Below are 22,621 nucleotides of genomic sequence, written 5' to 3'. Positions count from 1 at the left end.
CTCGGCGGGTGGAGCAGGTGGACGCGATCGTCTTCGACATGGACGGCACGCTGATCGCCTCACACGCCGCGGTGCCGGCCGCGTACCGGGCCGCCATCCTCGCTGGCGGCGGGCGGCAGCACACCGACGAGGAGATCATCGCCGGTTACCCGCTCGGCGCGCCGTCGGCCCTGCTCACCGCACTGCTCGGCCGGCCCGCCACCGAGACGGACGTCGAGCGGTACCACGCGGAGCTGGCCGCTGTCGCCGAGCAGGTCGCCAGCTACGACGGTGTGCCCGAGCTGCTGGCGGGCCTGGCCGGTCGGGCGCCACTCGGGCTGTTCACCGGTGCCAGTCACCGGGCCGCCCGCATCCTGCTGGAGCGGGTGGGGTTGGCCGGCCACTTCCGGGTCATCATCGGCGGCGACGAGGTGACCCGGCCGAAGCCGGCCCCCGACGGGGTCGTCCTGGCCTGCCGCCGCCTCGGAGTCGCGCCGCAGCGGAGTGCCTACGTCGGCGACTCACCCCTCGACCTGCGGGCCGCCCGGGACGCCGGTGCGCTGGCGGTGGCGGCGCGCTGGGGCCACCAGTACGACCCGCACACGCCCGCCGACCTGACCGTGGCCCACCCCCGCGACCTCCGCGCGCTCTTCGCCTGACCGACCGGCGGTCGCGTCAGCGGCCGGCCGGGGTCGGGGTGGCGTGTTCGGTGCCGCAGCGTGGGCAGCGCAGCCGCGCCCCGGCGGCCCGGGGCACCCGTAGCCGCTGACCTCAACCGCAGGTGAACACCGGCCAGGTCGCCCGCAGGTATTCGTCGCGCTCGCGCTGCGGCCAGCTGCCATGGCAACGGTTGCACCGCTTCGGCGGGTAGCTCTGGTAGTAGGCCAGCCCGAACGCGCCCGCGATCATCACGGTGGCGGAGAACGGCAGGCCCAGCAGCGCGAGGAGGGCGGGCAGCAGCGCGCCGAAGCCGTCCGACAACACCACACCGACCACTGTCAACACCACCACCGGCACGCCGAGCAGCAGGCCCGCGAAGCCCCACATGAAGACCAGCAGGGACAGCAGGAAGACCACCCGCACCCCACCGGGCGCCCAGCGGGCCACGCCGTACCCGCGGCAGCGCGGGCAGTTCGGTGAGGCGGGATGCGGCACGGCCCGCAGCGTCTTCGGCGCGAGCCACTCAACGAGCCGCTTGACGATCTCCTCGACCAGTTTGGTCGCCAGGGACTGGAGAAACGAACTGAGCACGCCTCCACCCCACCCCAGCGCGCCGACGCCGCCGCGTGGACGACACCAATCCGACAGCCCGGCCACGCCCGTCCGGGGAGTTCGTCGTGCGTTCGTCTCGTGGCCGCGCGGGCTTCGGCAAGGGCGGCTAGCGTCGGCCGTCGTCACCGCGCCCGGGCCCGGGCGGCCCGCGACAGGTCGGGCGCACGGGCCGGCACCCACCAAGCGGAACCGGGCGCTGGCCGGCACCCGGGACGTCCCGCTCCCCAGCGCCAGGAGGCCGCCGCGCATGACGTCGTCACCCACCCGCCGCACCACTGCCGAGGTCACCGCCGTCCACCGGATCGGCGACAGCGCGCCGCACAGCGCGTTCACCGACCTCGTCCGGTACGCCGGGAGCTGGTTCTGCGCCTTCCGCGAGGCGCGGACCCACCTCTCCGACGACGGCGTGATCCGGGTGCTGACGTCGACCGACGGGCGGTCGTGGACCTCCGCGGCGGTCGTCCGTCAGGCCGGCACCGACCTACGCGACCCGCGCTTCGTCCCGCGACCCGACGGGCGGCTGCAACTGCTGGCGGCGGCCGCCGCCGGAGGGGCCACCAAGACGTTCCAGACGGTGACCTGGCTCTCCGTCGACGGGCACGCCTGGGGCGACCCGATCCCGGTCGGCGAACCGGGCGTCTGGGTGTGGCGGGCGGCCTGGCACGACGGCACGATGTACGGCGTCGGCTACGCCACCCGTGAACCGAGGTTCGCCCGGCTCTACCGCAGCACGGACGGCGTCGACCTCCAGCCGTGGGTGCCGACGCTGTTCGCGGACGGGTACCCCAACGAGTCGGGGCTGGTCGTCGACCCGGACGGCACGGCGCTCTGCCTGCTGCGCCGTGACGGGGCCAACCCCACCGCGCAGCTCGGCCAGGCCCAGCCGCCGTACCGGGACTGGCGCTGGACCGACCTGGGCGTCCAGGTGGGCGGGCCGACGCTGCTCCGACTGCCCGACGGGCGGCTGCTGGCCGGGGTACGCCTGCTCGACGGCGAGGTACGCACCGCGGTCTGCGCCGTCGACCCCGACCGGGGCGAGCTGACCGAGCTGGTCGCGCTGCCCTCCGGCGGCGACACCAGCTACCCCGGCCTGGTCTGGCACGACGACCTGCTCTGGGTCAGCTACTACTCCTCCCATGAGGGACAGGCCAGCGTCTATCTCGCGGAGATCAGATTGACCGGCTGAGCGGGCCATGGCCGGGGCGCCCCGCTTCGGTTAACGTGCCGGCACGCCATCGACGCTCACCGAATCGACGGACCCGTACTGCCTTCGTCCTGGCGAGGCCGCCGAGCGGCTGCGCGGGCATCCGTGGCGGCGGTTCGTGGCGCTCGGCGACAGCGTCGTGGAGGGGATGTGCGAGCCGACGCCGGGCTACCCGGACGTGCAGTGGGCCGACCGGATCGCCGCCGAGCTGACCGCCGTCCGCCCCGGGCTGGCGTACCGGAACCTGGGCCGGCGCGGGCTACGGGCGCACCAGGTCCAGGCCGGTCAGCTCGCCGCGGCGCTGGCCTTCGACCCGGACCTCGCGCTGGTGGTCTGCGGCGGCAACGACGCCTTCCACCCGGCGTACGACGCGGACGCGGTGGACGCCGAGCTGACCGCCATGATCAGCGCACTGCGGGACGTCGGCGCGGACGTCATCACGGTGGGCATGTTCGACGTGTCGCACAGCCCGGCGGTACCCGAGCCGTTGCGTGCCGGCCTCCGGGAACGGATGCGCCTCCTGTCCGCGCACACGGCGAGGCTGGCCGAGCGGCTGGGCACCCTGCACGTACACCTGACCGACCACTCGCTAACCTCCGACCCAAGCCTCTACAGCACCGACGGCCGACACGGCAGCGCCCGCAGCGACGCCATTGCGACGGCGGAAACCCTCCGCCGCCTATCCACCCACCTCCTCGCCCCACACGGGGGTGATCATGAGGTTATTGGCACCGACCGCGGCTTGGGGTCAAGGGGTGAGTGCAATCGTCAGGCGGCGATGAGGTGGTCCAGGCGCCCAGCATCAAAGAGGGCAAATATGCCCATCACGTACGCCTGTCGGGGTGCTGCGGGAACCTTACGACGCCCCGGCGGGGCATTGCTAGATGCAAATGGCTGGATAAGAAGGGGGCTGGCAGGATTGCCCCCAGCCCGTTCGGCGGGCAGGATCGGGCGGGTATGCCGGCGGAGCGTCACCGACGGATGACGCGTCGTGCATTCGATGCGCGGCCGGCGCCGAACGGCCGATGGCGACCCGCATCGTGCTCGTCCACGTGACAGTGGCCTCGCCCGAGGGCGAGGCCACCGCGTGCGGGATTGGGCGCGATCAGGTCGGCGGCGCCTCGGCGAGGACGGGGGTGGGGGTCTGGGCGTGGATGTGGAAGCGCAGCGAGCGGGCGTCGGTGAAGCACTCCCGCATCGGGCGCACCAGGTCCCGGTGCTCGGGGCTGCGCTCCCAACTCTCGAAGTCGGCCAGGCTCGCCCACTCGCTGGTGATCAGCCACTGCTCCGGGTCCGTCGACGAGCGGCAGACCTGGTCGACGAGATGCCCCGGCACCCCGCCGGCGACCAGATGCCGGACCGCCTCGTACGCGGCGAGGAACCGCTCGGTGCGCGCCTGGGGCACCCGCACCAGGAAGACCACCCGGGCCCTCTGCTCACTCATGATGTCTCTCCCCTCACCAGCGCGGCCACGCAGGACCAGCGCGCTGTTGAACCCGTCGAAGCCCCGTGCGCAGACCAGCGCGAGCCGGCTGCGCGGCCGGCGGTGCTCGCGCAGGAAGTCCAGCTCGCATCCATCGGCCACCTCGTCCGGGCCTGCGGACGCGGGCAGCGTGTCGTGCGCGAAGGCGAGCAACGCGGTGGCCACGTCCAACGCCGAGCCGCCCTGGTACGCCCGCCCGGTCAACGACTTCTGCGTGGTCACCGGAGGCGGCCGGTCGGCGAAGACGGCGCGCAGCGCCTCGGCCTCGCTGCGGTCGTAGCGCGGCACGCCGAGGGCGTCAGGCAGCACCACGTCGATCCCGGCCGCCGCGACGCCGGCTCGGTCCAGGGCCAGCCGCATCGCCCGGGCGTACTGGGCCGGGTCGCCGGCGCTGTCCGCCGTGGTGTGCGCGGCGTCGTGGGTGGCGCCCCAGCCGCTGACCTCGCCGTAGATCCGGGCACCCCGCGACAGCGCGTGCCCCAACTCCTCCACCACGAACACCGCACCACCCTCGGCCGGCAGGTAGCCACTGGCCGCGGCGTCGAACGGCCGGTACGCCCGCTCCGGGTCTGCCACGTCGCTGAGCAGCCCGGAGCGCAGTTGACAGGCCAGCGCGTACGGGCTCAGCGGGCACTCGGTGGCCCCGGCGATCACCACCGGGGTGCCCCGCCGTACCGCGCGGGCGGCGTGCGCCAGACTGTCCAGCCCGCCGGCCGCCTCCGCGACGAGCACCCCGCTCGGGCCCTTGAACTGGTGGTGGATGGAGAGCTGCCCGACGCTGGCCGCGTAGAACCAGGCGATCGACTGGTACGCCCCGACGGTGCGCGACGAACCGCCCCAGAGCCGTTGCAGCTCCCGTTGGCCGAACAGGTTTCCGCCGGACGAACTGGCCAGGGTCACCGCGTAGCCGTACGGGTCGGGGGCCCGTTCGGGCAGCCCGGCGTCGGCCAGCGCCAGCCGGGTGGCGGCGAAGCCGAGATGCGTCCACCGGTCGGTCTGCACCAACTGCCGGCTGTCGGCGTACCCGTCGGCGGTGAAATCGGGTACTTCCCCGCCGAAGCGGGTCGGGTAGCCGGCCGGGTCGAACAGGGTGATCGGCCCGGTCCGCCGGGTGCCGGCGAGCACGGTCCGCCAGTGCGCGTCCACGCCGACGCCGCTGGGCGCGACGACGCCGATGCCGGTCACCACCGCCCGGGCCGTCACCGGGCCGCCACCGCCCCGGGCAGTCGGCGGAACACCATCGCCGACTGGAAGCCGCCGAAGCCGCTGCCCACTGACAGGGCCACGTCCACCGGGACCTCCCGCGCCTCGTTCGGCACGTAGTCCAGGTCGCACTCCGGGTCCCGGGTGGTCCAGTTGGCCGTCGGCGGCACCACGCCGAACTCGATGGCCAGCGCGCACGCGGCCATCTCGATCGACCCGATCGCGCCGAGCGAGTGCCCGACCATCGACTTGATCGAGCTGATCGGCACCCGGTACGCGGCCTGGCCCAGCGCCCGCTTGAACGCGGCCGTCTCGTGCCGGTCGTTCTGTCGGGTGCCCGAGCCGTGCGCGCTGATGTAGGAGACCTGGTCGGGGGCGATCCGTCCCTGCTTGAGCGCGTCGGTGACGGCCAGCCCCATCTCCAGCCCGTCCGGGCGCAGCCCGGTCATGTGGTAGCCGTTGCTGCGGCTGGCGTAGCCGGCCACCTCGCAGTAGACGTGCGCGCCCCGCCGCCGGGCGTGCCCGGCCTCCTCCAGCACCAGCACCGCCGCGCCCTCGGCCAGCACGAACCCGTGCCGGTCGGCGTCGAACGGGCGGGAGGCGTGCGCCGGGTCGTCATTGTCCGGGCTGGTCGCCTTGATCGCGTCGAACGAGGCGACGGTGACTGGCGAGATCGGCGAGTCGGCCGCGCCGGCCAGCACCACGTATCCCTCACCGTCCACGATCATCTGATGGGCGTAGCCGATGGCGTCGATGCCGGAGGTGCAGCCGGTGGAGACCACCTGCGCCGGGCCGTGCAGCCCGTGCCGGCACGCCACGTCGGCGGCCAGGCTGCTGGGCACCAGGGCCTGGTAGAGGTACGGGCCGCCCCGCGCCGCGTCGACCAGCCAGCGCCGGCCGTGCTCGCTGACCGTCACGTACGCCTGCTCCAGGGCCATCGTGCCGCCCACGGCGGTGCCGAGCACCACCCCGGCCCGGTCCCGCTCGGCGTCGGTGAGCACCAGCCCGGCGTCGGCGATCGCCTCGGCGGAGCAGGCCAGCGCGAACTGCACGTACCGGTCGGCCCGGCGCCGCTCGGCCTCGGTGAGCCCGGCGGCCACCGGGTCGAAGTCGCACTCGGCGGCGATCTGCGAACGGAACGCCGACGGGTCGAAGAAGCTGATTCGCCGGGTGGCGGTCCGCCCCTCGGTGATGGTCTTCCAGAAGCGGTCCCGGCTGGCGCCGCCGGGGGCGACCACCCCGATTCCGGTCACCACCGTGCGGCGCCCGGTCACGACGCCACCTCAGTTCGCGACTGCGGGGCTCGCAACCCCGGCTCACTCCTCGCGCTCACGACCCGCCCCGCTGCTCGACGAGCTCGGTGTCGACGTGCCCCAACTCGGGCCGGGGTGCCAGCGGACCCAGGTGGAAGACCACCTCGGCCGGTTCGACGCCGGTGTTGCGCAGCCGGTGCCGCACGTTGATCGGCACGAACAGCGCCTCGCCGGCGGCCAGCAGCATCGGCTGGTCGTCCAGGTCGACGGTGATCGCACCCCGCGCCACGTACAGGAACTCCTCGCTGTACGGGTGGTAGTGCTCGGCGATCTGCTCCCCCGGCGCGAGCGCGGCCACCCCGAGGAAGCCGGAGGTGCTGCCGACGGTGCGGGGGCCGAGCAGCACCCGCAGTTCACCGCCGCGCCGCCGGTCGGCGGGTACGTCCCGGGCGGCGATCGGCCGGGTGCTCAGGTCACTCATCGTCGGCCTCCGTCGGCTCGTTGCCGGCCGGGCGGCCCTGGTCGGCGCGTTCCCGGGCGATCCGCTCCACCCGGTCCTTGATCACCGTGAGTTGGATGACGCTGTTGGTGTTGATCCGCTCGGTCATGGCGGCGTTGTCGACCGGCGCGGTCGGCTTCATGGCGAAGTCCTGCACCCAGGTCATCCGCGTGCCGCCGGCCTCCTCGGTGTAGCGCCAGTGGATGCGCATGTACTCGAACGGCCCGGTCTCCACCCGGTGCGCCCGGACCTGCCGGCTCACCGGGTCGGCCGTGCGTTCACTGACCCAGCTCCAGGCCACCCCGTTCTCGTCGGGGTACATGGTGAGCCGGAACCGGACGGTGTGCCCGTCGCGGTGCAGGATCTCCACCACGGCGTACTCGGTGAACAGCTCGGTCCAGTTCGACACGTCGTTGGTGATCTCCCAGACCAGTGCCAGCGGCGCGTCGATGAGCATGCCGTTCTCGGTGTGCCCGGGCGGGTCGGCGCGGCGGGCGACCAGGTCGGCCACCGCCGGGATGCTCAGCTGGCCGGCCTGCTCGGGGATGCTCACCTGCCATCGGTCGGCGACGACGGCGGAGAGTTCCAGCAGGGCGAGCGAGTCCATGCCCAACTCCTCCAGCGACGCGGCGGGCGCCCGGGCCGCGGCGTCGGCGTCCAGCCCGCAGTGCGCCACCAGGATGTCGGTGATCTCGGCGGTCAACGGGCGACCATGGGTGACGGTCATCGGGTCCTCCTGTGGGATACGTCGGGCTCCGCGGCGGGCGCGGTGCGCGGTGTGGGGGTGGCCGCCGGCCGCTGCGCGGGCGCCGGGCCGGAGGCGGCGAGCAGGCGGTCGACCAGGCCGGTGGTGTACCGGCCCTTGCGGAATGCGGCGTCGTCGAGCACCCGCCGGACGAACGGGATGGTGGTTCGCACGCCCGGCCCGGCGATGTCGAACTCCTCCAGGGCGCGCTCCAGCCGGTTGAGCGCCAACTCTCGGTCGGGCGCCCACACCACCACCTTGGCCAGCAGCGAGTCGTACCAGGGGCCGACCACGTAGCCGGCGCTGGCGTGGGTGTCCACCCGGGTGAACGGGCCGCCGGGCGGCACGAACCGTTCCAGCCGGCCGGGGGTCGGGGCGAAGCCGCGCTCGGGGTCCTCGGTGTTGACCCGGCACTCCACCGCGACGCCGTGCAGCCGGATCTCCTCCTGGCGCCAGCGCAGCGGCACCCCGGCGGCGATGTGCAGCTGCTCGTGCACCAGGTCGATCCCGGTGACCATCTCGGTGACCGGGTGCTCCACCTGGATCCGGCAGTTGATCTCCAGGAAGTGGAACCGTTCCTCCGCATCGACCAGGAACTCCAGCGTTCCGGCGCCGACGAAGCCGACCTCCAGCGCGCCGCGCAACGCGGTCTCCGCGATGGTGTCGAGGGTGCCGGCGGGTAGTGCCGGCGCGGGCGCCTCCTCGACCAGCTTTTGGTGCCGGCGCTGCACTGAGCAGTCCCGGGTGCCCAGGTGCACCCCGTTGCCGTGCCCGTCGCAGAGCACCTGCACCTCCACGTGCCGCGCCTCGGTGAGGTACCGCTCGACGTACACCCGGTCGTCGCCGAAGGCGGCCTGCGCGGCGGCCCGGGTGCGGGCGTACGCCCGGGGCAGCTCGCCCGGCGTGCGCACCACGGTCATCCCCCGGCCGCCGCCACCGGCGGCGGCCTTCACGATCACCGGGTAGCCGATGGCGTCGGCCACCTCGGCCGCGGCGGCGGCGGTCGGCACCGGCTGGACACTGCCCGGCGGCAGCGGCAGGCCCGCCCGGCTCATCAGGGCCCGGGCCGAGGACTTGTCGGCCAGCGCGGCCATCACCGGCGGCGGCGGGCCGATAAAGATCAGCCCGTTGTCGGCGCAGATCTCGGCGAAATCGGCGTCCTCGGAGAGGAATCCGTAGCCGGGGTGCACGGCCTGCGCGCCCACCTGCCGCGCCGCCTCCACGATGGCGGCGGCGTTGAGATAGCTGCGGCGGCTCGACGCGGGCCCGATCCGGACGGCCTGGTCGGCGAGGCGGACCGCCGCCGAGTCGGCGTCCGCGGCGGAGTAGACCACCGCCGTCCGGACGCCGAGCTCCCGGCAGGCCCGCAGCACCCGCAGCGCGATCTCGCCGCGGTTGGCGATCAGCACGGTCTCGAACATCGTTCACCCCACCCGCGCCATCAGGCCGAATCCAGCTCGACCAGCGGCTGGTCGTACTCCACCGGCTGGCCGTCCTCGACGAGGATCGCGATCACCCGACCGGCACGGTCGGCGGCCACCTCGTTCATCAGCTTCATCGCCTCGACGATGGCGATCGGCTGACCCGGGCGGACCAGGTCGCCCACGGCGACGAACGGCGCCGCGCCGGGCTCCGGCGCCCGGTAGAAGGTGCCGACGATGGGCGCCCGGACCGCGGCGCGCCCGGGCACCGGCGGCCGGATCAGCGCCGCCGGCGGGCCGGGCACCGTCGCGGTCGGCGGCGCGGTCGCCGCCTCGACCGGCGGCGGAGCCGGGGGTACGTCCGGCCACGCCGGATCGCCGGGGTGCCACTCGACCTCCAGCACCGCCGGCCCGCTGCGCAGCCGGATCCGGCGCACCGGCCCGCTCAGCTCCGCGACCAGTTGGCGCGCCTGCCGGCGCAGCCCGGCCAGCACCTCCTCGCCGCCCGCCCCGGCGTCGTCGAGCCGGCTGCCGTCCGGTGGACGGTCGGCGTCGAGCCCGACCCCGCCGTGCCCGTTGCCCGGTTCGGGGTGCAGGGACGCGCCGTCGTGCCCGGCGGACCGACGGTCGACGCCGGGCGTCCCGGCGGCGGACACCGCGTCATCGCCGGGCGCCTGGACAGTCGACACCGCCCGGTCCCCGGCGGGCCCGGCAGTCACCGGGCACCCGCCCGGGCACCGGTACGCGCCGCGCCGAACCGCCGGAACCGCTGCCGGCGGAGACGGACCAGCATCGCGGGCGGTACGTCCAGCAGTGGCAGCAGATTGGCCAGCAACGCGGCGCGCAACCGCCGCGCGGTCTCCGCGGGGTCGTCGTGCGCGGCCGCCGCCGGCTCCGGCACGATCTCGTCGACCACCCCGAGCCGGTGCAGGTCGGGCGCGGTCAACCGCAGCGCGCGGGCCGCCTGCGGCGCCGCGGACCGGTCGGGCCAGAGGATGGCGGCGCAGCCCTCCGGGCTGATCACCGAGTAGACGGCGTGCTGGAGCATCAGCACCCGGTCGGCGACCGCGAGGGCCAGCGCGCCACCACTACCGCCCTCGCCGGTGATGACGGCCAGCACCGGGGTGGGCAGCACGGTCAGGGTGAGGATGTTCTCCGCGATGGCCGCCGCCTGGCCCTGTTCCTCGGCGCCCACCCCCGGGTCCGCGCCGGGGGTGTCGACGAGGGTCACCACCGGCAGGCCGAGCCGGGCGGCGAGGCGCATCAGCCGCAGCGCCTTGCGGTGCCCGGCCGGGCTGGCCATGCCGAAGTTGCGGGCCACCAGCTCGGCCGTCGTGTGCCCTTTCTGGTGGCCGATCACCATCACGTGCCGGCCATCCAGCCGGGCCACGCCGCCGACGACCGCCGGGCAGTCCCCGCCGAGCCGGTCGCCGTGCAACTCCACGAACCCGTCGAAGACGGAGTCGAGGTAGTCCAGAGTGGTGGGTCGACCGGGGTTGCGGGCCACTCGCACGGTGTCCCAGGGGTCGCGTGCCGCTGGCGCCGGGTCGGCGCTGGCCGTAGGTGTGCCGGCGGACGCGCCTCGACCCTCGCTGACTGGCGGGTTCGTCGCGGGCGCCACCGTCGAGCCGTCGTCGGCCAGGCGCTCATGGCCCGGCGCCGGCTCCTGCCGGGGTACGGGCGGACGCGCCGGGCGGCCGGTACGGGTCGCGGCGAGCAGCGCCGTCAACCGCCCGCGCAGCGACCGGCGCTGCACCACCATGTCGATCTGACCGTGCCGCAGCAGGAAGTCGGCGGTCTGGAACCCCTCCGGCAACGCCCGCCCGGTGACCTGGCGGATCACCCGGGGCCCGGCGAAGCCCATCCGGGCACCGCTCTCGGCGAGCACCAGGTCGGTGTTGGTGGCGAACGACGCCGCCACCCCGCCGTAGGTCGGGTCGGTGAGCACGCTGACGGTGAGCAGACCCGCCTCGCGCAGCGCGGCGATGGCCTGGCTGACCGTGGCCATCTGCATCAGCGACAGTGCGCCTTCCTGCATCCGCGCCCCGCCGGATGCGGTGACCAGGATGAGCGGGCTGCGGTCGTCCAGCGCCCGTTCGGCGGCCCGGGTTATCAGTTCTCCCACCGCGCATCCCAGGCTCCCGCCGAGAAATCGGAAGTCCATCACCGCCAGCACGGCCGGGTGCCCGCCGATGGTGGCGGTGGCGCACACGACCGCCTCGGCCAGCCCGGTACTGGCCCGGGCGGCGGTGAGCCGGTGCGGGTACGGCAGCACGTCGACGAAGTCGATCGGATCCGCTTCCGGCAGTCGGTCGGGCAGCAGGCGCAGCGAGCCCGGGTCCACGAGCTGACGTAGGCGTTCCGGGGCGCCGAGCCGGGCGTGCGCGCCGCACTCCGGGCAGACGTCCAGGTTGCGCCGCAGGCGTTTGCGGTACAGCAGGCTCGCGCAGCCCGCGCAGCGGGACCAGAGCTGCTCCTCGCGGGGCGCGGTGGCAGTCACGACCGCCGCCCGGCGTCCACGGCGTCGAACCGGTAGAAGCAGTGCGCCATCGCGTCGCGCGGCGACCGCCAGGTCGGCAGGTACGGCGAGACGTACGGCCGCAGCCGGTCGCTGACCCGGACGAACTCCGGATGGCCACGGGCGGCCTCCACCGCGCCCTGCGCCGGCTGCTCGGTCTCGAGCAGGTGCACGTAGAGGTCGTGCAGGCGGTACAGCGATCGGTGCCGGACGCCGACCAGACGCGGCAGCTCCGTCGCGTCCGACTCGGCGAAGATCTCGGCGACCCACTCCTCGGCGGTCGGGACCACCTTCGCGACGATCAGCGATCGGTCCATGGCTGGGCCTCCCCCCACGGCGTCCGGGCCGGCGGCGGGTGGCCCCGGACCGCTGGACGACTCCCGACACGATGCGGCAGTCCACGTCACGGCGGCGTCACCGTGGCGGGCCGTTCTGCGACGCTGGGTGGTGACGCTGCGTTGACGCAACCTGTGTATCAGCTATGCGCCCTGGAGCTCTGCGACGAGCGACTCGCGCGGATGTTTTGGCAGTTCAGAACCGATCTCACGGTTGGCCGATCACCGACAGAGGGCCACACTTCCGTTGACTCACCGTGACCCTATTGATAATCTTCACCGTGGTCAGCCCGGCGGCTCAAGCGGGCGGGGCCGCGCCCCGACAGCCGTGGTCGTGCCCCACCGTTGGGGTCGACAGCGGCGTCACGGGCAGCCGATCCGGGACACAGGAGACAGTCGGGACGAGCGTTCCGCAGGGGGTGCCGCCGTGGCCGCTGATCCGTCCGTGCCGACCGCCGGACACCGTCCCGAGCCCGGCGTCTCGCTGCATCTGCTCGGCGGTTTCCGGCTGCTGCGTGGCGCGGCGCCGATCGTGGTGCCGCGCGGGCTGCAACGGGTCATCGCGCTGATCGGGCTGCGCCCCGGCGCCACCCGCAGCCAGCTGGCCGGGCTGCTCTGGCCCGACGCGTCGGAGGAACGGGCGCTGTCGTCGCTGCGCACGGCGCTCTGGCGGCTGCGGCAGGACCCCTGCTGCCCGCTGACCGTGGCCGGTGACACCGTGCGGCTGGGCCCGGCGGTCCGACTCGACGTGGACGAACTGGTCGGCACGGCGGCCCGGGTCCGGGACGGCGACGAGCCGCGTACCGCCGCCGGAGCTCTCGCCGCCGGCCGGCACGACCTGCTGCCCGGCTGGTACGACGACTGGGTACTACTGGACCGGGAGCGACTGCGCCAACTGCGCCTGCACATGCTGGAGCAGCTGGCCGGGCAGCACCTGGTCGCGGGGCGGCACGGTGACGCGCTGGAGGCCGCGCTGGAGGCGATGGCCGCCGAACCGCTGCGCGAGACGCCGCACCGGCTGGTGGTCCGCATCCACCTCGCCGAGGGCAACGCCTTCGAGGCCGTGCACGCCTTCTACGTCTACCGCGACCTGCTGCGCCGGGAGCTGCGCCTGGAGCCCAGCCCCGCGATGAGCGCCCTGCTCGACGACACGCTCGCCCCGATCCGCGAGGCCAGCCGGGAGGCCGCCGGCCGGCCGTCACCGGTTGGCCGGCGTACGTGACAGTCGCTGCGGCACGGTGGGCACCTTGGAGCACGTGGCCGTCGACCCGAGGGTCGGGGAGGCCACCGGCGGAAAGGGGGTCCCATGAGTCGTCTACTGGTCGTCAGCCGAATCATCCCGGGCGCGGAGGGACGGGTGGCGCAGATCTTCGCCGAGTCCGACGCCAGCGAACTGCCCGGTCTGACCGGTGTCACACACCGGTCCCTGTACTGCCTGCACGACGTGTACGTACACCTGATGGAGACCTCGGACGTCGATCCGGACGGGCTGGCCGCCGCCCGCAACCACCCGCTCTTCCAGCAGGTCAACGAGCGGCTCTCCGCGCACACCTCGCCGTACCTGCCGACCTGGCGCTCCCCCCGGGACGCGATCGCCGGCTGCTTCTACCGGTGGGACGCGGCCGAGGCGCCCGCGGCGCACCCGGCCGGCTGAGCGGACGGGCGACGTGTCCACCCCGGCACCGCACGTCCTGATCATCGGCGCCGGCACCGGCGGGCTGTGCCTGGCACACGGGCTGCGCCGCGCCGGGATCAGCGTCGCCGTCTACGAGCGGCACCGCCACCGCGCCGAGGGGTTGCTCGGCTACCGGGTGGGCATCGGCCCGACCGGTAGCCGGGCGCTGCGGGAATGCCTTCCGCCGGAGCTGTTCGCCACGTTCCTGGCCACCTGCGCCCGGCCGCCGCGCTACTTCAACGTGGTCACCCAGGGGCTGCGCCAGACCGCCTCGTTTGAGCTGCGGCCGGACGCCGACCCGGTGCACACCGAGCACTCGGTGGCCCGGATGGTGCTGCGCCAGGTGCTGCTCACCGGCCTGGACGACGTGGTGCACTTCGACCGGACCTTCGTCCGGTACGAGCAACGCGACGACGGCACGGTCACCGCGTACTTCGCCGACGGCACCAGCGCCACCGGCGACCTGCTGGTGGCCGCGGACGGCACGCACTCGGCGGTGCGCCGTCAGTACCTGCCGCACGCGGTCACCCGCGACGCCGGCACCATCAACATCGCCACCCGGATCCCGCTGACCGCGCGCACCCGCGACCTCGTCCCGGAGCGGGTACGCCAGGGCATCTCACTGATCTTCGGCACCGGCGGGACGATGGGCGTCCTGCACATGATGGAGTTCAAGTGGGACGCCGAGCGAGCGATCAAGCCCGGCGTCGGTGACGCCGACGCCGCCCTGCTGCGCCAATGGCCGGGCCTGTCCCACGACACCACCACCGACAACATCAACCTGATCATCTGGAGCGCGGCCCGCCGGTTCCCGGCCGACGTCATGCTGCGCCGCGGCGAGGACCTCGTACGGGTCGCCCTGGACCTCACCCCGAACTGGCACCCACATTTGCGGGAGCTGTTGACCCGCGGTGAGCCGGACAGCGCCCTACCGATCAAGGTGACCACGTCCGAGCCGGTGCCGCCCTGGAAGAGCAGCACGGTCACCCTGCTCGGCGACGCCATCCACACCATGACACCCGGTCGCGGGGTGGGCGCGAACACCGCGCTGCGCGACGCCCGCCTGCTCTGTCAGCAGCTCGCCCGCGCCGTCGCCGGCGACAAGACGCTGCTGCAGGCGGTCGCCGACTACGAGGCCGCGATGGTCCCGTATGGCTTCGCGCGGGTCACCGAATCGCTGAACCGCAGTGGCACCAGCGGCGACGACCGGATGTACCGGCCGGTGGTGGGTCGGCTCGCGCTGCTCGGCGCACGTGGCTACTTCGGGGTGACCAGCCGGGTACCCCGACTGCGCCGCCGGTTCGTCGACGACTTCCACACCTACGAGGGCGACCAGGACTGATCCCCTGCCGATCCGGGTCCGGCGTCCCCACGCCGGGCCCGGATTCCGTCGTGCCCGGCGCAACGCTGCGTCACCCATCCGGCACCCGGTGCGGCGACCGTCCCACCCGTACCGCACCCGACCGATCCTCCCTGTCGGCGTAAACGCGCGTGTGCAAAGCTGCGGCGAGTTTTTCTCGTGAACTTTCTGACGACGTGATAGGGAGATTCGCCGTGGCGTGGTCTATCGGACACTCGCTGATAGTGATACTGGCACTGCTGCTGGGCCTGGCCGCTGGATGGTTGCTGCGCGGTCGGCAGGGCGTACGGGTCAGCGGGCAGGGTCCGTCGATCGTGGACGGAGATCCTGTCGCTGGCCTGGCCATGGTCGCCACGCCGGCACCGGCGGCCACCACCGACGAGGCCCGGCCGGCAGCGACCGTCGACCCGGCGCCGGCCGCGGTCGCCGACGAACCGGTCCCGGTGGACACGGTCAGCGCACCGGCCGCGGTGACCACGCCGGACGATCCCGCCCCAGCAGGCGCCCCGAGCACTGTCGACCCGGCCGACATGGCGTTGACCGACGCCCCGCCGGCCTTCTCCGCCACCGAGCGGTCCGATGCGGAGGACCTCCGGCCCGAGCCCGCCGCGGACCCGGAACCCGCGCCGGTCGCGGTCGAGGAGCAGCCCGCCCCGGCGGCCGTGATCGCCCCACGCCAGCCGGCGGATGACGTCACGCCCACGGACGCGCCGCAGGCCGAGGCCACGCCGATCGAGGCCACCACGACCGAGGTCGAGGCCACGCTGGCCGACACGACGCCGGCCGACACGACCCCGGTGGAGACGACGGCGGCCAGTGAGCCGGCGGACGTCGGCGCGGAGCCGGTGCGGGCCACGCCGCCGGTCCGGCCGATCGCCGCCACCGCGCCGAACGGTGCGGACACCGGCTCGGAGGGCCCGGCGGACGACTTCCGCCGGATCCAGGGAGTCGGGCCGAAGATGGCGGCCGCGTTGCAGGCCGCCGGCGTACGCACCTACGGCCAGCTCGGCGAGCTGGACGAGCCGGCGCTGCGCGACCTGATCCGGGCTGCCGGCCTGCGTGCCGCCCCCGGGCTGGCCAGCTGGCCGCAGCAGGCCCGTGTACTGGCCGGTGCCGGTGACGAGATGGCCGCCGTCCTGCCGGGCGACGCTCGCGGCTGACGACGAGAACCGGGCCCCCGGCGAGCCGTCCTGCGGGGCGGCGGGCCGGGGGCCCGGCCGTTCGGGCGGAACGACCGCGCGTCGACCGCCGAGGCCCGGTGACCGACTCGGTGTTCAGGAAACCGGCCGGGACACCCCGACTTCCCGGTGACCAAGTCGATCACCCCCGGTCGAGGGAAGAGCGGACAACCCGGAGGTAGCGTCGTCGGCTGCTCGCTAGCGTCGGTCGAGGCAGGCGGATGCCCCGCCGATTCGACCGGCACCGCAGGAGCCGCCCGTGCACTTCGCGCCGGACTCCGGGGCCGGCCCTCCGCTGCGCGACCCGGAGGGCCCACGCCGGGTGACGCTGCTGGAACTCTTCTTCGACCTGGTCTACGTGGTCGCGCTCGCACTGATCTCCCGGGGCATGGTCGAGGACCTCGACTGGCACCGGGCCGCAGAAGCGCTGATCCTGCTGGCCGCCGTCTGGTGGACCTGGGCCATCACCACCCTGGTCACCGACATGTACGACCCGCAACGCAACGAGATCAAGCTGCTGATCACCGCGGTGATGTTCGGCGCGCTGCTGATGACCACCGCGATCCCGGAGGCGTTCGGCGCCCGAGGGCTGGTCTTCGCCGCCACCTACGTGGCGATCCACCTCGGCCGCGGGCTGTTCCTGATGCCCCTCGTGCGCAGGGAACCGCAGACCCAGCGCCGGGCGGCGCGGATCTTCGTCTGGTTCGCCGTGTCGGCGATCCCCTGGATCATCGGCGGGTACGTCAGCGACGACGCCCGGATCGCCTGCTGGGCCCTCGCGCTCGCCATCGACTACGGCGGTTTCCGGCTCGCGTACCCGGTGCCCGGCCTCGGGGTCGTGCCGGAGAAGCAGCGCAGCGTCACCGCGGAGCATCTCTCCGAGCGCTACCAGCAGTTCTTCATCATCGCCCTCGGCGACGCCATCCTGACCATCGGCACCATGTTCAGCCTGGCACACTCCGAGGTGGAGAACATCGGGGCGTTCGCGGTGGCGTTCCTGACCACCCTGGTGCTCTGGCGGATCTACGTGCACAAGTCCGGCGAGCTGCTGCCGGTGGCCATCAAGGCGTCCAAGGAGCCGAGCAAGTTCCTGTTCACCGCCCCGTACACCCACCTGCTGATGGTCGCCGGGGTGGCGACCACGGCCACCGGATTCCACCTGGTGCTGCACGAGCCGACCCAGCGGACGCCGCCGGCCTGGCTGGCGGTGATCCTGGGCGGCCCGGCGCTGTTCCTGGCTGGCCGGGCCGCGTTCGAGTACGAGGTGTTCAGCCGGGTGTCGCTGTCCCGCCCCGGCGGGCTGCTGGCGCTGCTGACCATCGCGCCCGCGGCGCTCTTCCTGCCACCGGTCTTCGCCTCCCTCGGTGCCCTGCTGGTGCTGGCGGGCGTGGCGTATGCGGACTTTCGGCGCAGCCGCGGCAAGCCGCCGGAGGCCCCCGCCCCACCGCACTGAACCACCCGGTCGCCGGGCGGTCCGGTCAGCGCACCGCCGCCCCGGCCAGCAGCCGACCCGCGTCCGGCACGTACGGCTCGACGCCCAGGCCGGTGAGCAGTTGGTGCACGGTGGCGGTGGCCGCGGTGAGCACCGGGCGGCCGAGGCGGGCCTCCACCTGCGGTACCGCCGCCAGCGACGGCAGCTGGACGCAGGCGGAGAGGACCACCGCGTCCACGTCGGTCACGTCCAGCCGGTCGGCCAGCTCCACCAGGCGCTGCGCCGGGATCCGACCCACCGCGACGTTGTCCGGCTCGCTGAGACTCACCGCCTCCATCACCCGCACACCGTGCGCGGCGAGGTAGCCGGCGACGGTCGCGGTCAGCGGCGGCAGGTACGGCGCGATCAGCGCCACCCGGCGGGTGCCCAACGCACGCAGCCCGGCGACCAGCGCGCCCGCGCTGGTCACCACCGGCATCTCGTGACCGGCCCGGCCGGCCGCGCGGCCCAACCGCCGCTCGGCCCGCTCGTGCGCGCCGCTGCCCTCGCACATCACCGCCACCAGGCAGGCGTACGCGAGCACGTCGCAACGGGCGTCGGCCAGCTCGGCGGCGCACCGGAGTGCCGAACGGTTCATCCGGGCCAGCTCGTCGGGCGTCACCTGCCGCAGCCGGACCCGGCTGGCATGGGTGGTGAAGTGGACCGTCGGGTCGACGGTCTCGCGTCGGCGCAGCATCGCCGGGATCTCAGTCTCCATGGTGGTGTTCGAGCTGGGCACCACCAGGCCGATCCGGTAGCCGCTCACACCAGCGCCCCGGCGTACCCCCGGACCTGCAGGCGCTGCCCGGCGGCGCCGCCGAGGCGCACCTGGAGCCCGAGCGGCGCGGCGGCTCGGCGCACGTCGTCCAGGTGCAGGGAGCCGTGCCGGTCCACGGTGAGCACCGGCGGTTCCTCCAGCTCTCCTTCCGGCGCGTGGAAGGAGAGCAGGGTGACCGAGGTGGTGAGGTAGCCCGGGTAGGCGGCGCGGGCCGCCGCCTCGTCCCGATGGGCGAGCACCACCAGGTCGTCGAGGTGGGCGAAGTCGGCGGCGAGACCTCCGGCCTTCCAGTGCGCCGGTTCCTCCGCCGCGCCGGTGAGGTGCCGGGACCGGTTCGCCGAGGTGATGTAGAGGTGGTCCGACCCGGTCTCGGCGAGCGCCCGCTCGAAGAAGGTGTTGGACGGGCACGTCAGCCCGGGCGCGATCACCTGGGTGGTGCGCAGCCCCCGGTCGACCTGGGTGAGATGCTCGGGCAGCCGGTCCGCCGCGGGGCCACGGAGGCCGAACGGGCCGGCGCCGTAGAGGGCGTCCATCAGCGCCCGCACCCGGCCGACCGGCAGCCGGGGCGAGATCCGGGACCAGTCGAACATCGCCGGGATCCGGCCGACCGCGGTGGTGATGCTGCCGACCTGGTGGATCGGGCGGCCCTTGGCCAGGTTGACCCGGCGCACGGTGGCCGCGTCCGGGCGGGTGACGATGACGTAGAAGTTGGCGAACGCCGCCGCGACGACCGCGCCGCCGGCCAACGCGCGGGCCGCAGCCGCGACGTCCTCGGGGCGGTCGATGTACAGGGGCGGTGTCGGCGCGTCCATGAGTCCTCCTCGGCGGGGCCGTGAGGCAGTTCTACGTCCGGCGACGCGTACGGCGGCCGGGTTGGTCGTCGATCCGATAGCCGGCCCGCACTACCCGATGCGGGCGGCCGATGCCCGGGCCGTACCGACGGCGGACGCCATCGGCCGGACGGACGATCCCGGTGGTTGTCGCGGGCCGTTAGCCGCGAGACCGGATTGGGTACAACGCCTGCACCTCGACCCACCACATTCCTTCAGGAGGCAGCGATGCGCGGCACCTCGATACTCGGAGTCATCGTCGTGATCTGGCTGATCATCGGCGCGATCGCCGGCGGCCAGCGGGGCTACTACAGCGGTGACGACACCAACTGCGCCGAAGCCGGCACCATCCTGGTCACCATCGTGGCCGGGCCACTGAACTACATCGGCGCCAACCCCAAGGTCGACTGTAAGCTGCCGGAGCCGTCCAAGTAGGACGCAGACGCCGGCCCGCGCCCGTCCGGGGCGCGGGCCGTTCGCTGTCCGGCCCAGGCTCCAGCGGAACGCGGGCGCGTCGGAGGCTCCGCCGACCGTCCGTCCCCCGCCGGGGTCCACGCGGCCGTCGGAGGCACCGCACATCGCCTAAGGCGTCCTAGGAGGCTGGCTAGCTGGCCGTCCCGCGTTTGTCGGTCCCGAGGCCGGGAACCGCTCCGGCGTCAGTCGCCGGGCGGAACCGGACCGAATCGGGAGCATGGCATGCAGATCGGCTACAAGCTGGCCTCGGAGGGCTACGGGCCGCAGGAGATCATCCGGCAGGCCGTCCGGGCGGAGCAGGTCGGTTTCGACTTCGTGGAGATGAGCGACCACTTCCACCCCTGGCTGGACGTCCAGGGCCACTCGTCGTTCACCTGGAGCGTGCTCGGCGCGATCGCGGCGAAGACCAGCAACTTGCGCCTGGCCACCGGTGTCACCTGCCCGACCGTGCGCTACCACCCGGCGATCATCGCGCAGGCCGCGGCGACCATGGCGCTGATCTCCGACGGGCGGTTCACCCTCGGCGTGGGCGCCGGCGAGCGGCTCAACGAGCATGTGGTCGGGCAGGGCTTCCCCAGCGTGCAGGGCCGGCACGAACGGCTGCGCGAGGCGCTGGAGATCATCCGGCTGCTCTGGCAGGGCGGCTACCAGTCGTACGAGGGCCGGCATCTGCACCTGGAGGACGCTCGGCTCTTCGACCTGCCGGACACACCGCCGGTGATCGCGGTGGCGGCCAGCGGCGAAGCGTCGGCCCGGCTCGCCGCCGAGCTTGGTGACGGACTGTTCGCCACCGAACCGGAGACGTCGATCGTCGAGCACTACCGGCGCGCCGGCGGAGCGGGCCCGCGCTACGCCGAGGCGCCGTTGGCCTGGGCCAGCGACGAGCAGCAGGCGGTGCGGGCGGTGTTGCAGACCAGCCGGTGGATGGTCACCGGCTGGAAGGTGATGAGCGAGCTGCCCAACCCGGTCAACTTCGACGCGGCCAGCTCGTACGTCGAGGAGAAGCACATCCGCGAGCTCTTCGCCGTCGGACCCGACCCGGAGCCGCACGTGGCCAAGGTCCGGTCGTACGTCGAGGCGGGCTTCGACCACATCGTGCTGCAGAACGCCGGGCCCGACCCGGATGGTTTCCTCGACTTCTTCGCCGGAGAGCTGTCCGGTCGGCTGCGCGCGCTGGGTTGAGTCGCCGCCAGCCGTGAACGACAGCCGCCGCGAGCCGTGACGACACCGGCCGCCCGGACGATCGCCGTGATCGTCCGGGCGGCCGGCCGCGCTCCGGATGGCTGCGCGGGTCGCCGCTCAGCGGAAGCAGTGCGCGATCGGTACCGCGCTGCCCTCGCAGTTGGTCGGCTCGTTCTCGACGACCACGCTCTCGTCGTCGATCCTGGCCCCGGCGTGCTCGGCGAAGATGCCGCTCGGCTTCACCGTGGCCGCGTTCCCGGTGACCTTGCTGGTGTAGATCGCCACCGAGCCCGCGGTGGCAAAGATGCCGCCGCCCTTGGACGTCGCGCCGACCGCCTCGTTACCGGTGACGTCGCTGCCGCGAACCAGCAGGTTCGACTTGGCGGCGTAGATGCCGGCGCCGATGCCGTGGGTGGTGTTGCCGTCGACCACGCTGTCGTCGAGCGGCAGCAGGCCCTGCACGGTGGAGATGCCACCGCCGTTGACGGTGGAGGTGTTGCCGCGGATGGTCATCTTGCGCATCACCAGCACCGCGTCGGAGTTCGCGGCGCCGCCGCCGACCTGGGCGGTGTTGTTCAGCAGCTCGCTCTCGTAGACCTTGGTCCGGGCCGAGAAGCTGGCCAGCCCGCCACCCTGGCCGGCGCTGTTCTCCGCGAAGGTGGTGCTCTCCACCTCGGCCGCGCCCCGGTAGTTGCCAAGCCCTCCGCCGTAGGCGTTGGCGCTGTTGCGGTGGAACTCGGAGCGCTTCAGCGTCAGTACGCCGCCGTTGAGCAGGCCCCCGCCCTTGCCCGCGGCGCCGGCGGCGCTGTTGCCGATGAAGGTGGAGTCGGTGACCACCATGTTGCCGTCGTTGAAGATCCCACCGCCGCCGCCCTCCGGGGACAGCGAGGTGCTCTGGGTGACGGTGACCCGCTCCACCACGGCCGTGGCGCCGTGCACCACGTGCACGCTGCCGCCCTCGATGGCCGAGCGGCCGTTGTGCAGCTCCACGTCGCGCAGGGTCAGCTCGCCACCGTCGCGGACGGTGAAGAAGCGGAACGCCGCGGCCTGGGCGTCGCGGGCGATGGTGGCGCCGGCGCCGTCGATGGTGATGGGCTGGTAGATCACCGGCAGGCCGGCGGTGTCGTCGGCCGGGTTGTGCGGCGGCGCGTCCGCGTCACCGGGGGTCTCCGCGGCGTCGGCCGCCTCCCGCGCGTCGCGGATCCCACCGTCGTACTGGTCCTTCTCCTGGAACGCGTCGGTGAGGGTGTACCGGCACTTGGGCGCGAGCCGCAGCTCCGCGCCACCCTCGGCGTTGGCTGCCACCAGCGCCGCCACCAGCTTCGCCGCGTCGCAGGGCACCGACACGACGCCGCGCTTGCCGGTGCCCGGCGTGTTCGGCTGGCCCGGCTCGCCGCCGCGGCCCCCGTCGCGCTCCGGGGCAGTCGGGTCGGCGGCCTCCCGGTCGTCTTCACCCCGCGCCTCGGCGGCGGTCAACCTGCCCAGGCCCGAGAGGGAGAGGTCGCGGTCGGCGGCGGCGACGCCGGCCGCTCCCACCACCAGGCTCCCGGCCAGGAGCCCGCCGGCTAAGAACCATCGGGACCGCCGCCTGGGTCGGGCCGGGCGATCTCCTCCGCGGTAAGTGGACATCAAGGTGCCTACCTTCCTGCCTGCGTGAACGTGACCGCGCGCCGATCCGGGCGCGGGGGGCTCGACGTGCCGCCGACCACCAAAGGTCACGATAAGTCCGAAATACGGACAGGAAGGTGTGAACGTGAATAG

General features: G+C 73.7%; 21 protein-coding genes and 2 pseudogenes. 10 read left to right on the top strand and 13 right to left on the bottom strand.

The features are described 5' to 3' along the window. Positions 1–8: 8 nt before the first annotated feature. Positions 9–638 carry an HAD family hydrolase gene (locus OG470_RS26235; protein WP_328416385.1) on the top strand — a complete coding sequence of 210 codons (630 nt, stop codon included), beginning with the start codon at positions 9–11 and terminating at the stop codon, positions 636–638. A gap of 112 nt (positions 639–750) precedes the next feature. Here the strand turns inward: OG470_RS26235 and OG470_RS26230 are convergent, their stop codons facing one another. After that, positions 751–1,230, bottom strand: coding sequence for a hypothetical protein (locus OG470_RS26230; protein ID WP_328416384.1), 480 nt, complete (start codon positions 1,228–1,230; stop codon positions 751–753). Between the two features lie 268 nt (positions 1,231–1,498). On the opposite strand from OG470_RS26230, the gene OG470_RS26225 reads away from it, so the two are divergent. Beyond that, complete coding sequence (locus tag OG470_RS26225; RefSeq protein WP_328416383.1) at positions 1,499–2,437, top strand: sialidase family protein; 939 nt, start codon at positions 1,499–1,501, stop codon at positions 2,435–2,437. A gap of 109 nt (positions 2,438–2,546) precedes the next feature. Then, a pseudogene (locus tag OG470_RS26220) lies at positions 2,547–3,149 on the top strand (SGNH/GDSL hydrolase family protein); the annotation flags it as partial. A gap of 411 nt (positions 3,150–3,560) precedes the next feature. Here the strand turns inward: OG470_RS26220 and OG470_RS26215 are convergent. The 9 genes and pseudogenes from OG470_RS26215 to OG470_RS26175 form a co-directional block, all read right to left on the bottom strand. Beyond that, positions 3,561–3,899 carry an antibiotic biosynthesis monooxygenase family protein gene (locus OG470_RS26215; RefSeq protein WP_328426608.1) on the bottom strand — a complete coding sequence of 113 codons (339 nt, stop codon included), beginning with the start codon at positions 3,897–3,899 and terminating at the stop codon, positions 3,561–3,563. Between the two features lie 18 nt (positions 3,900–3,917). Continuing rightward, positions 3,918–5,141: pseudogene (locus OG470_RS26210) on the bottom strand (beta-ketoacyl synthase N-terminal-like domain-containing protein); the annotation flags it as partial. Beyond that, complete coding sequence (locus OG470_RS26205; protein WP_328416381.1) at positions 5,138–6,415, bottom strand: beta-ketoacyl-[acyl-carrier-protein] synthase family protein; 1,278 nt, start codon at positions 6,413–6,415, stop codon at positions 5,138–5,140. The gene OG470_RS26205 and the pseudogene OG470_RS26210, both read right to left, overlap by 4 nt. Before the next feature lie 55 nt (positions 6,416–6,470). Then, positions 6,471–6,875: a cupin domain-containing protein gene (locus OG470_RS26200; RefSeq protein WP_328416379.1), complete on the bottom strand. Its 405-nt coding sequence runs from the start codon at positions 6,873–6,875 to the stop codon at positions 6,471–6,473. Continuing rightward, complete coding sequence (locus tag OG470_RS26195) at positions 6,868–7,620, bottom strand: SRPBCC family protein (protein WP_328416377.1); 753 nt, start codon at positions 7,618–7,620, stop codon at positions 6,868–6,870. The genes OG470_RS26200 and OG470_RS26195 overlap by 8 nt, the downstream gene beginning before the upstream one ends. Beyond that, positions 7,617–9,059, bottom strand: a complete 1,443-nt coding sequence (locus tag OG470_RS26190; RefSeq protein WP_328416375.1) for an acetyl-CoA carboxylase biotin carboxylase subunit — start codon at positions 9,057–9,059, stop codon at positions 7,617–7,619. Before OG470_RS26190 ends, OG470_RS26195 begins: the two co-directional genes overlap by 4 nt. A gap of 20 nt (positions 9,060–9,079) precedes the next feature. Further along, on the bottom strand, positions 9,080–9,655 hold the full coding sequence (gene accB / locus OG470_RS26185; RefSeq protein ID WP_442931216.1) for an acetyl-CoA carboxylase biotin carboxyl carrier protein: 576 nt from the start codon (positions 9,653–9,655) through the stop codon (positions 9,080–9,082). Between the two features lie 119 nt (positions 9,656–9,774). Beyond that, on the bottom strand, positions 9,775–11,559 hold the full coding sequence (locus OG470_RS26180) for an acetyl-CoA carboxylase carboxyltransferase subunit alpha (RefSeq protein ID WP_328416374.1): 1,785 nt from the start codon (positions 11,557–11,559) through the stop codon (positions 9,775–9,777). Next, positions 11,556–11,894 (bottom strand): TcmI family type II polyketide cyclase, encoded by a 339-nt coding sequence (locus OG470_RS26175; RefSeq protein WP_328416372.1) that lies wholly within the window; start codon positions 11,892–11,894, stop codon positions 11,556–11,558. Before OG470_RS26175 ends, OG470_RS26180 begins: the two co-directional genes overlap by 4 nt. A gap of 445 nt (positions 11,895–12,339) precedes the next feature. Between OG470_RS26175 and OG470_RS26170 the strand changes: the two genes are divergently transcribed. The 5 genes from OG470_RS26170 to OG470_RS26150 all read left to right on the top strand — a co-directional run bounded on the left by OG470_RS26170 (position 12,340) and on the right by OG470_RS26150 (position 17,578). After that, the gene (locus OG470_RS26170) at positions 12,340–13,134 is read left to right on the top strand and encodes an AfsR/SARP family transcriptional regulator (protein WP_328416370.1); all 795 of its coding nucleotides are present in this window, start codon (positions 12,340–12,342) and stop codon (positions 13,132–13,134) included. A gap of 84 nt (positions 13,135–13,218) precedes the next feature. Further along, positions 13,219–13,566, top strand: coding sequence for a TcmI family type II polyketide cyclase (locus OG470_RS26165; protein ID WP_328416368.1), 348 nt, complete (start codon positions 13,219–13,221; stop codon positions 13,564–13,566). Between the two features lie 13 nt (positions 13,567–13,579). Continuing rightward, positions 13,580–14,929 carry an FAD-dependent oxidoreductase gene (locus OG470_RS26160; RefSeq protein WP_328416366.1) on the top strand — a complete coding sequence of 450 codons (1,350 nt, stop codon included), beginning with the start codon at positions 13,580–13,582 and terminating at the stop codon, positions 14,927–14,929. Positions 14,930–15,171: 242 nt separating this feature from the next. Next, positions 15,172–16,107, top strand: coding sequence for a hypothetical protein (locus OG470_RS26155; RefSeq protein WP_328416364.1), 936 nt, complete (start codon positions 15,172–15,174; stop codon positions 16,105–16,107). 277 nt (positions 16,108–16,384) lie between these two features. Further along, on the top strand, positions 16,385–17,578 hold the full coding sequence (locus tag OG470_RS26150) for a low temperature requirement protein A (RefSeq protein ID WP_328416363.1): 1,194 nt from the start codon (positions 16,385–16,387) through the stop codon (positions 17,576–17,578). 25 nt (positions 17,579–17,603) lie between these two features. Here OG470_RS26150 and OG470_RS26145 read toward each other — a convergent pair whose 3' ends face one another. Both OG470_RS26145 and OG470_RS26140 read right to left on the bottom strand, forming a co-directional pair. Further along, positions 17,604–18,362 (bottom strand): maleate cis-trans isomerase family protein, encoded by a 759-nt coding sequence (locus OG470_RS26145; RefSeq protein ID WP_328416361.1) that lies wholly within the window; start codon positions 18,360–18,362, stop codon positions 17,604–17,606. Next, on the bottom strand, positions 18,359–19,186 hold the full coding sequence (locus tag OG470_RS26140) for a hypothetical protein (protein WP_328416359.1): 828 nt from the start codon (positions 19,184–19,186) through the stop codon (positions 18,359–18,361). The genes OG470_RS26145 and OG470_RS26140 overlap by 4 nt, the downstream gene beginning before the upstream one ends. Positions 19,187–19,432: 246 nt before the next feature. Between OG470_RS26140 and OG470_RS26135 the strand changes: the two genes are divergently transcribed. Continuing rightward, entirely contained in the window at positions 19,433–19,639 is a 207-nt protein-coding gene (locus tag OG470_RS26135) for a hypothetical protein (RefSeq protein ID WP_252415601.1), read from the top strand. 261 nt (positions 19,640–19,900) lie between these two features. Beyond that, positions 19,901–20,860, top strand: a complete 960-nt coding sequence (locus OG470_RS26130; protein ID WP_328416354.1) for a TIGR03557 family F420-dependent LLM class oxidoreductase — start codon at positions 19,901–19,903, stop codon at positions 20,858–20,860. A 117-nt stretch (positions 20,861–20,977) separates the two neighbouring features. On the opposite strand, the gene OG470_RS26125 is transcribed toward OG470_RS26130, so the two are convergent. Next, on the bottom strand, positions 20,978–22,489 hold the full coding sequence (locus tag OG470_RS26125; protein WP_328416352.1) for a hypothetical protein: 1,512 nt from the start codon (positions 22,487–22,489) through the stop codon (positions 20,978–20,980). Positions 22,490–22,621 lie beyond the last annotated feature (132 nt).

The organism is Micromonospora sp. NBC_00389 (assembly GCF_036059255.1).
GTDB lineage: Bacteria > Actinomycetota > Actinomycetes > Mycobacteriales > Micromonosporaceae > Micromonospora.
The sequence above is the reverse complement of the archived record's forward strand: the minus strand, read 5'-3'. Positions and strand labels throughout refer to the sequence as shown.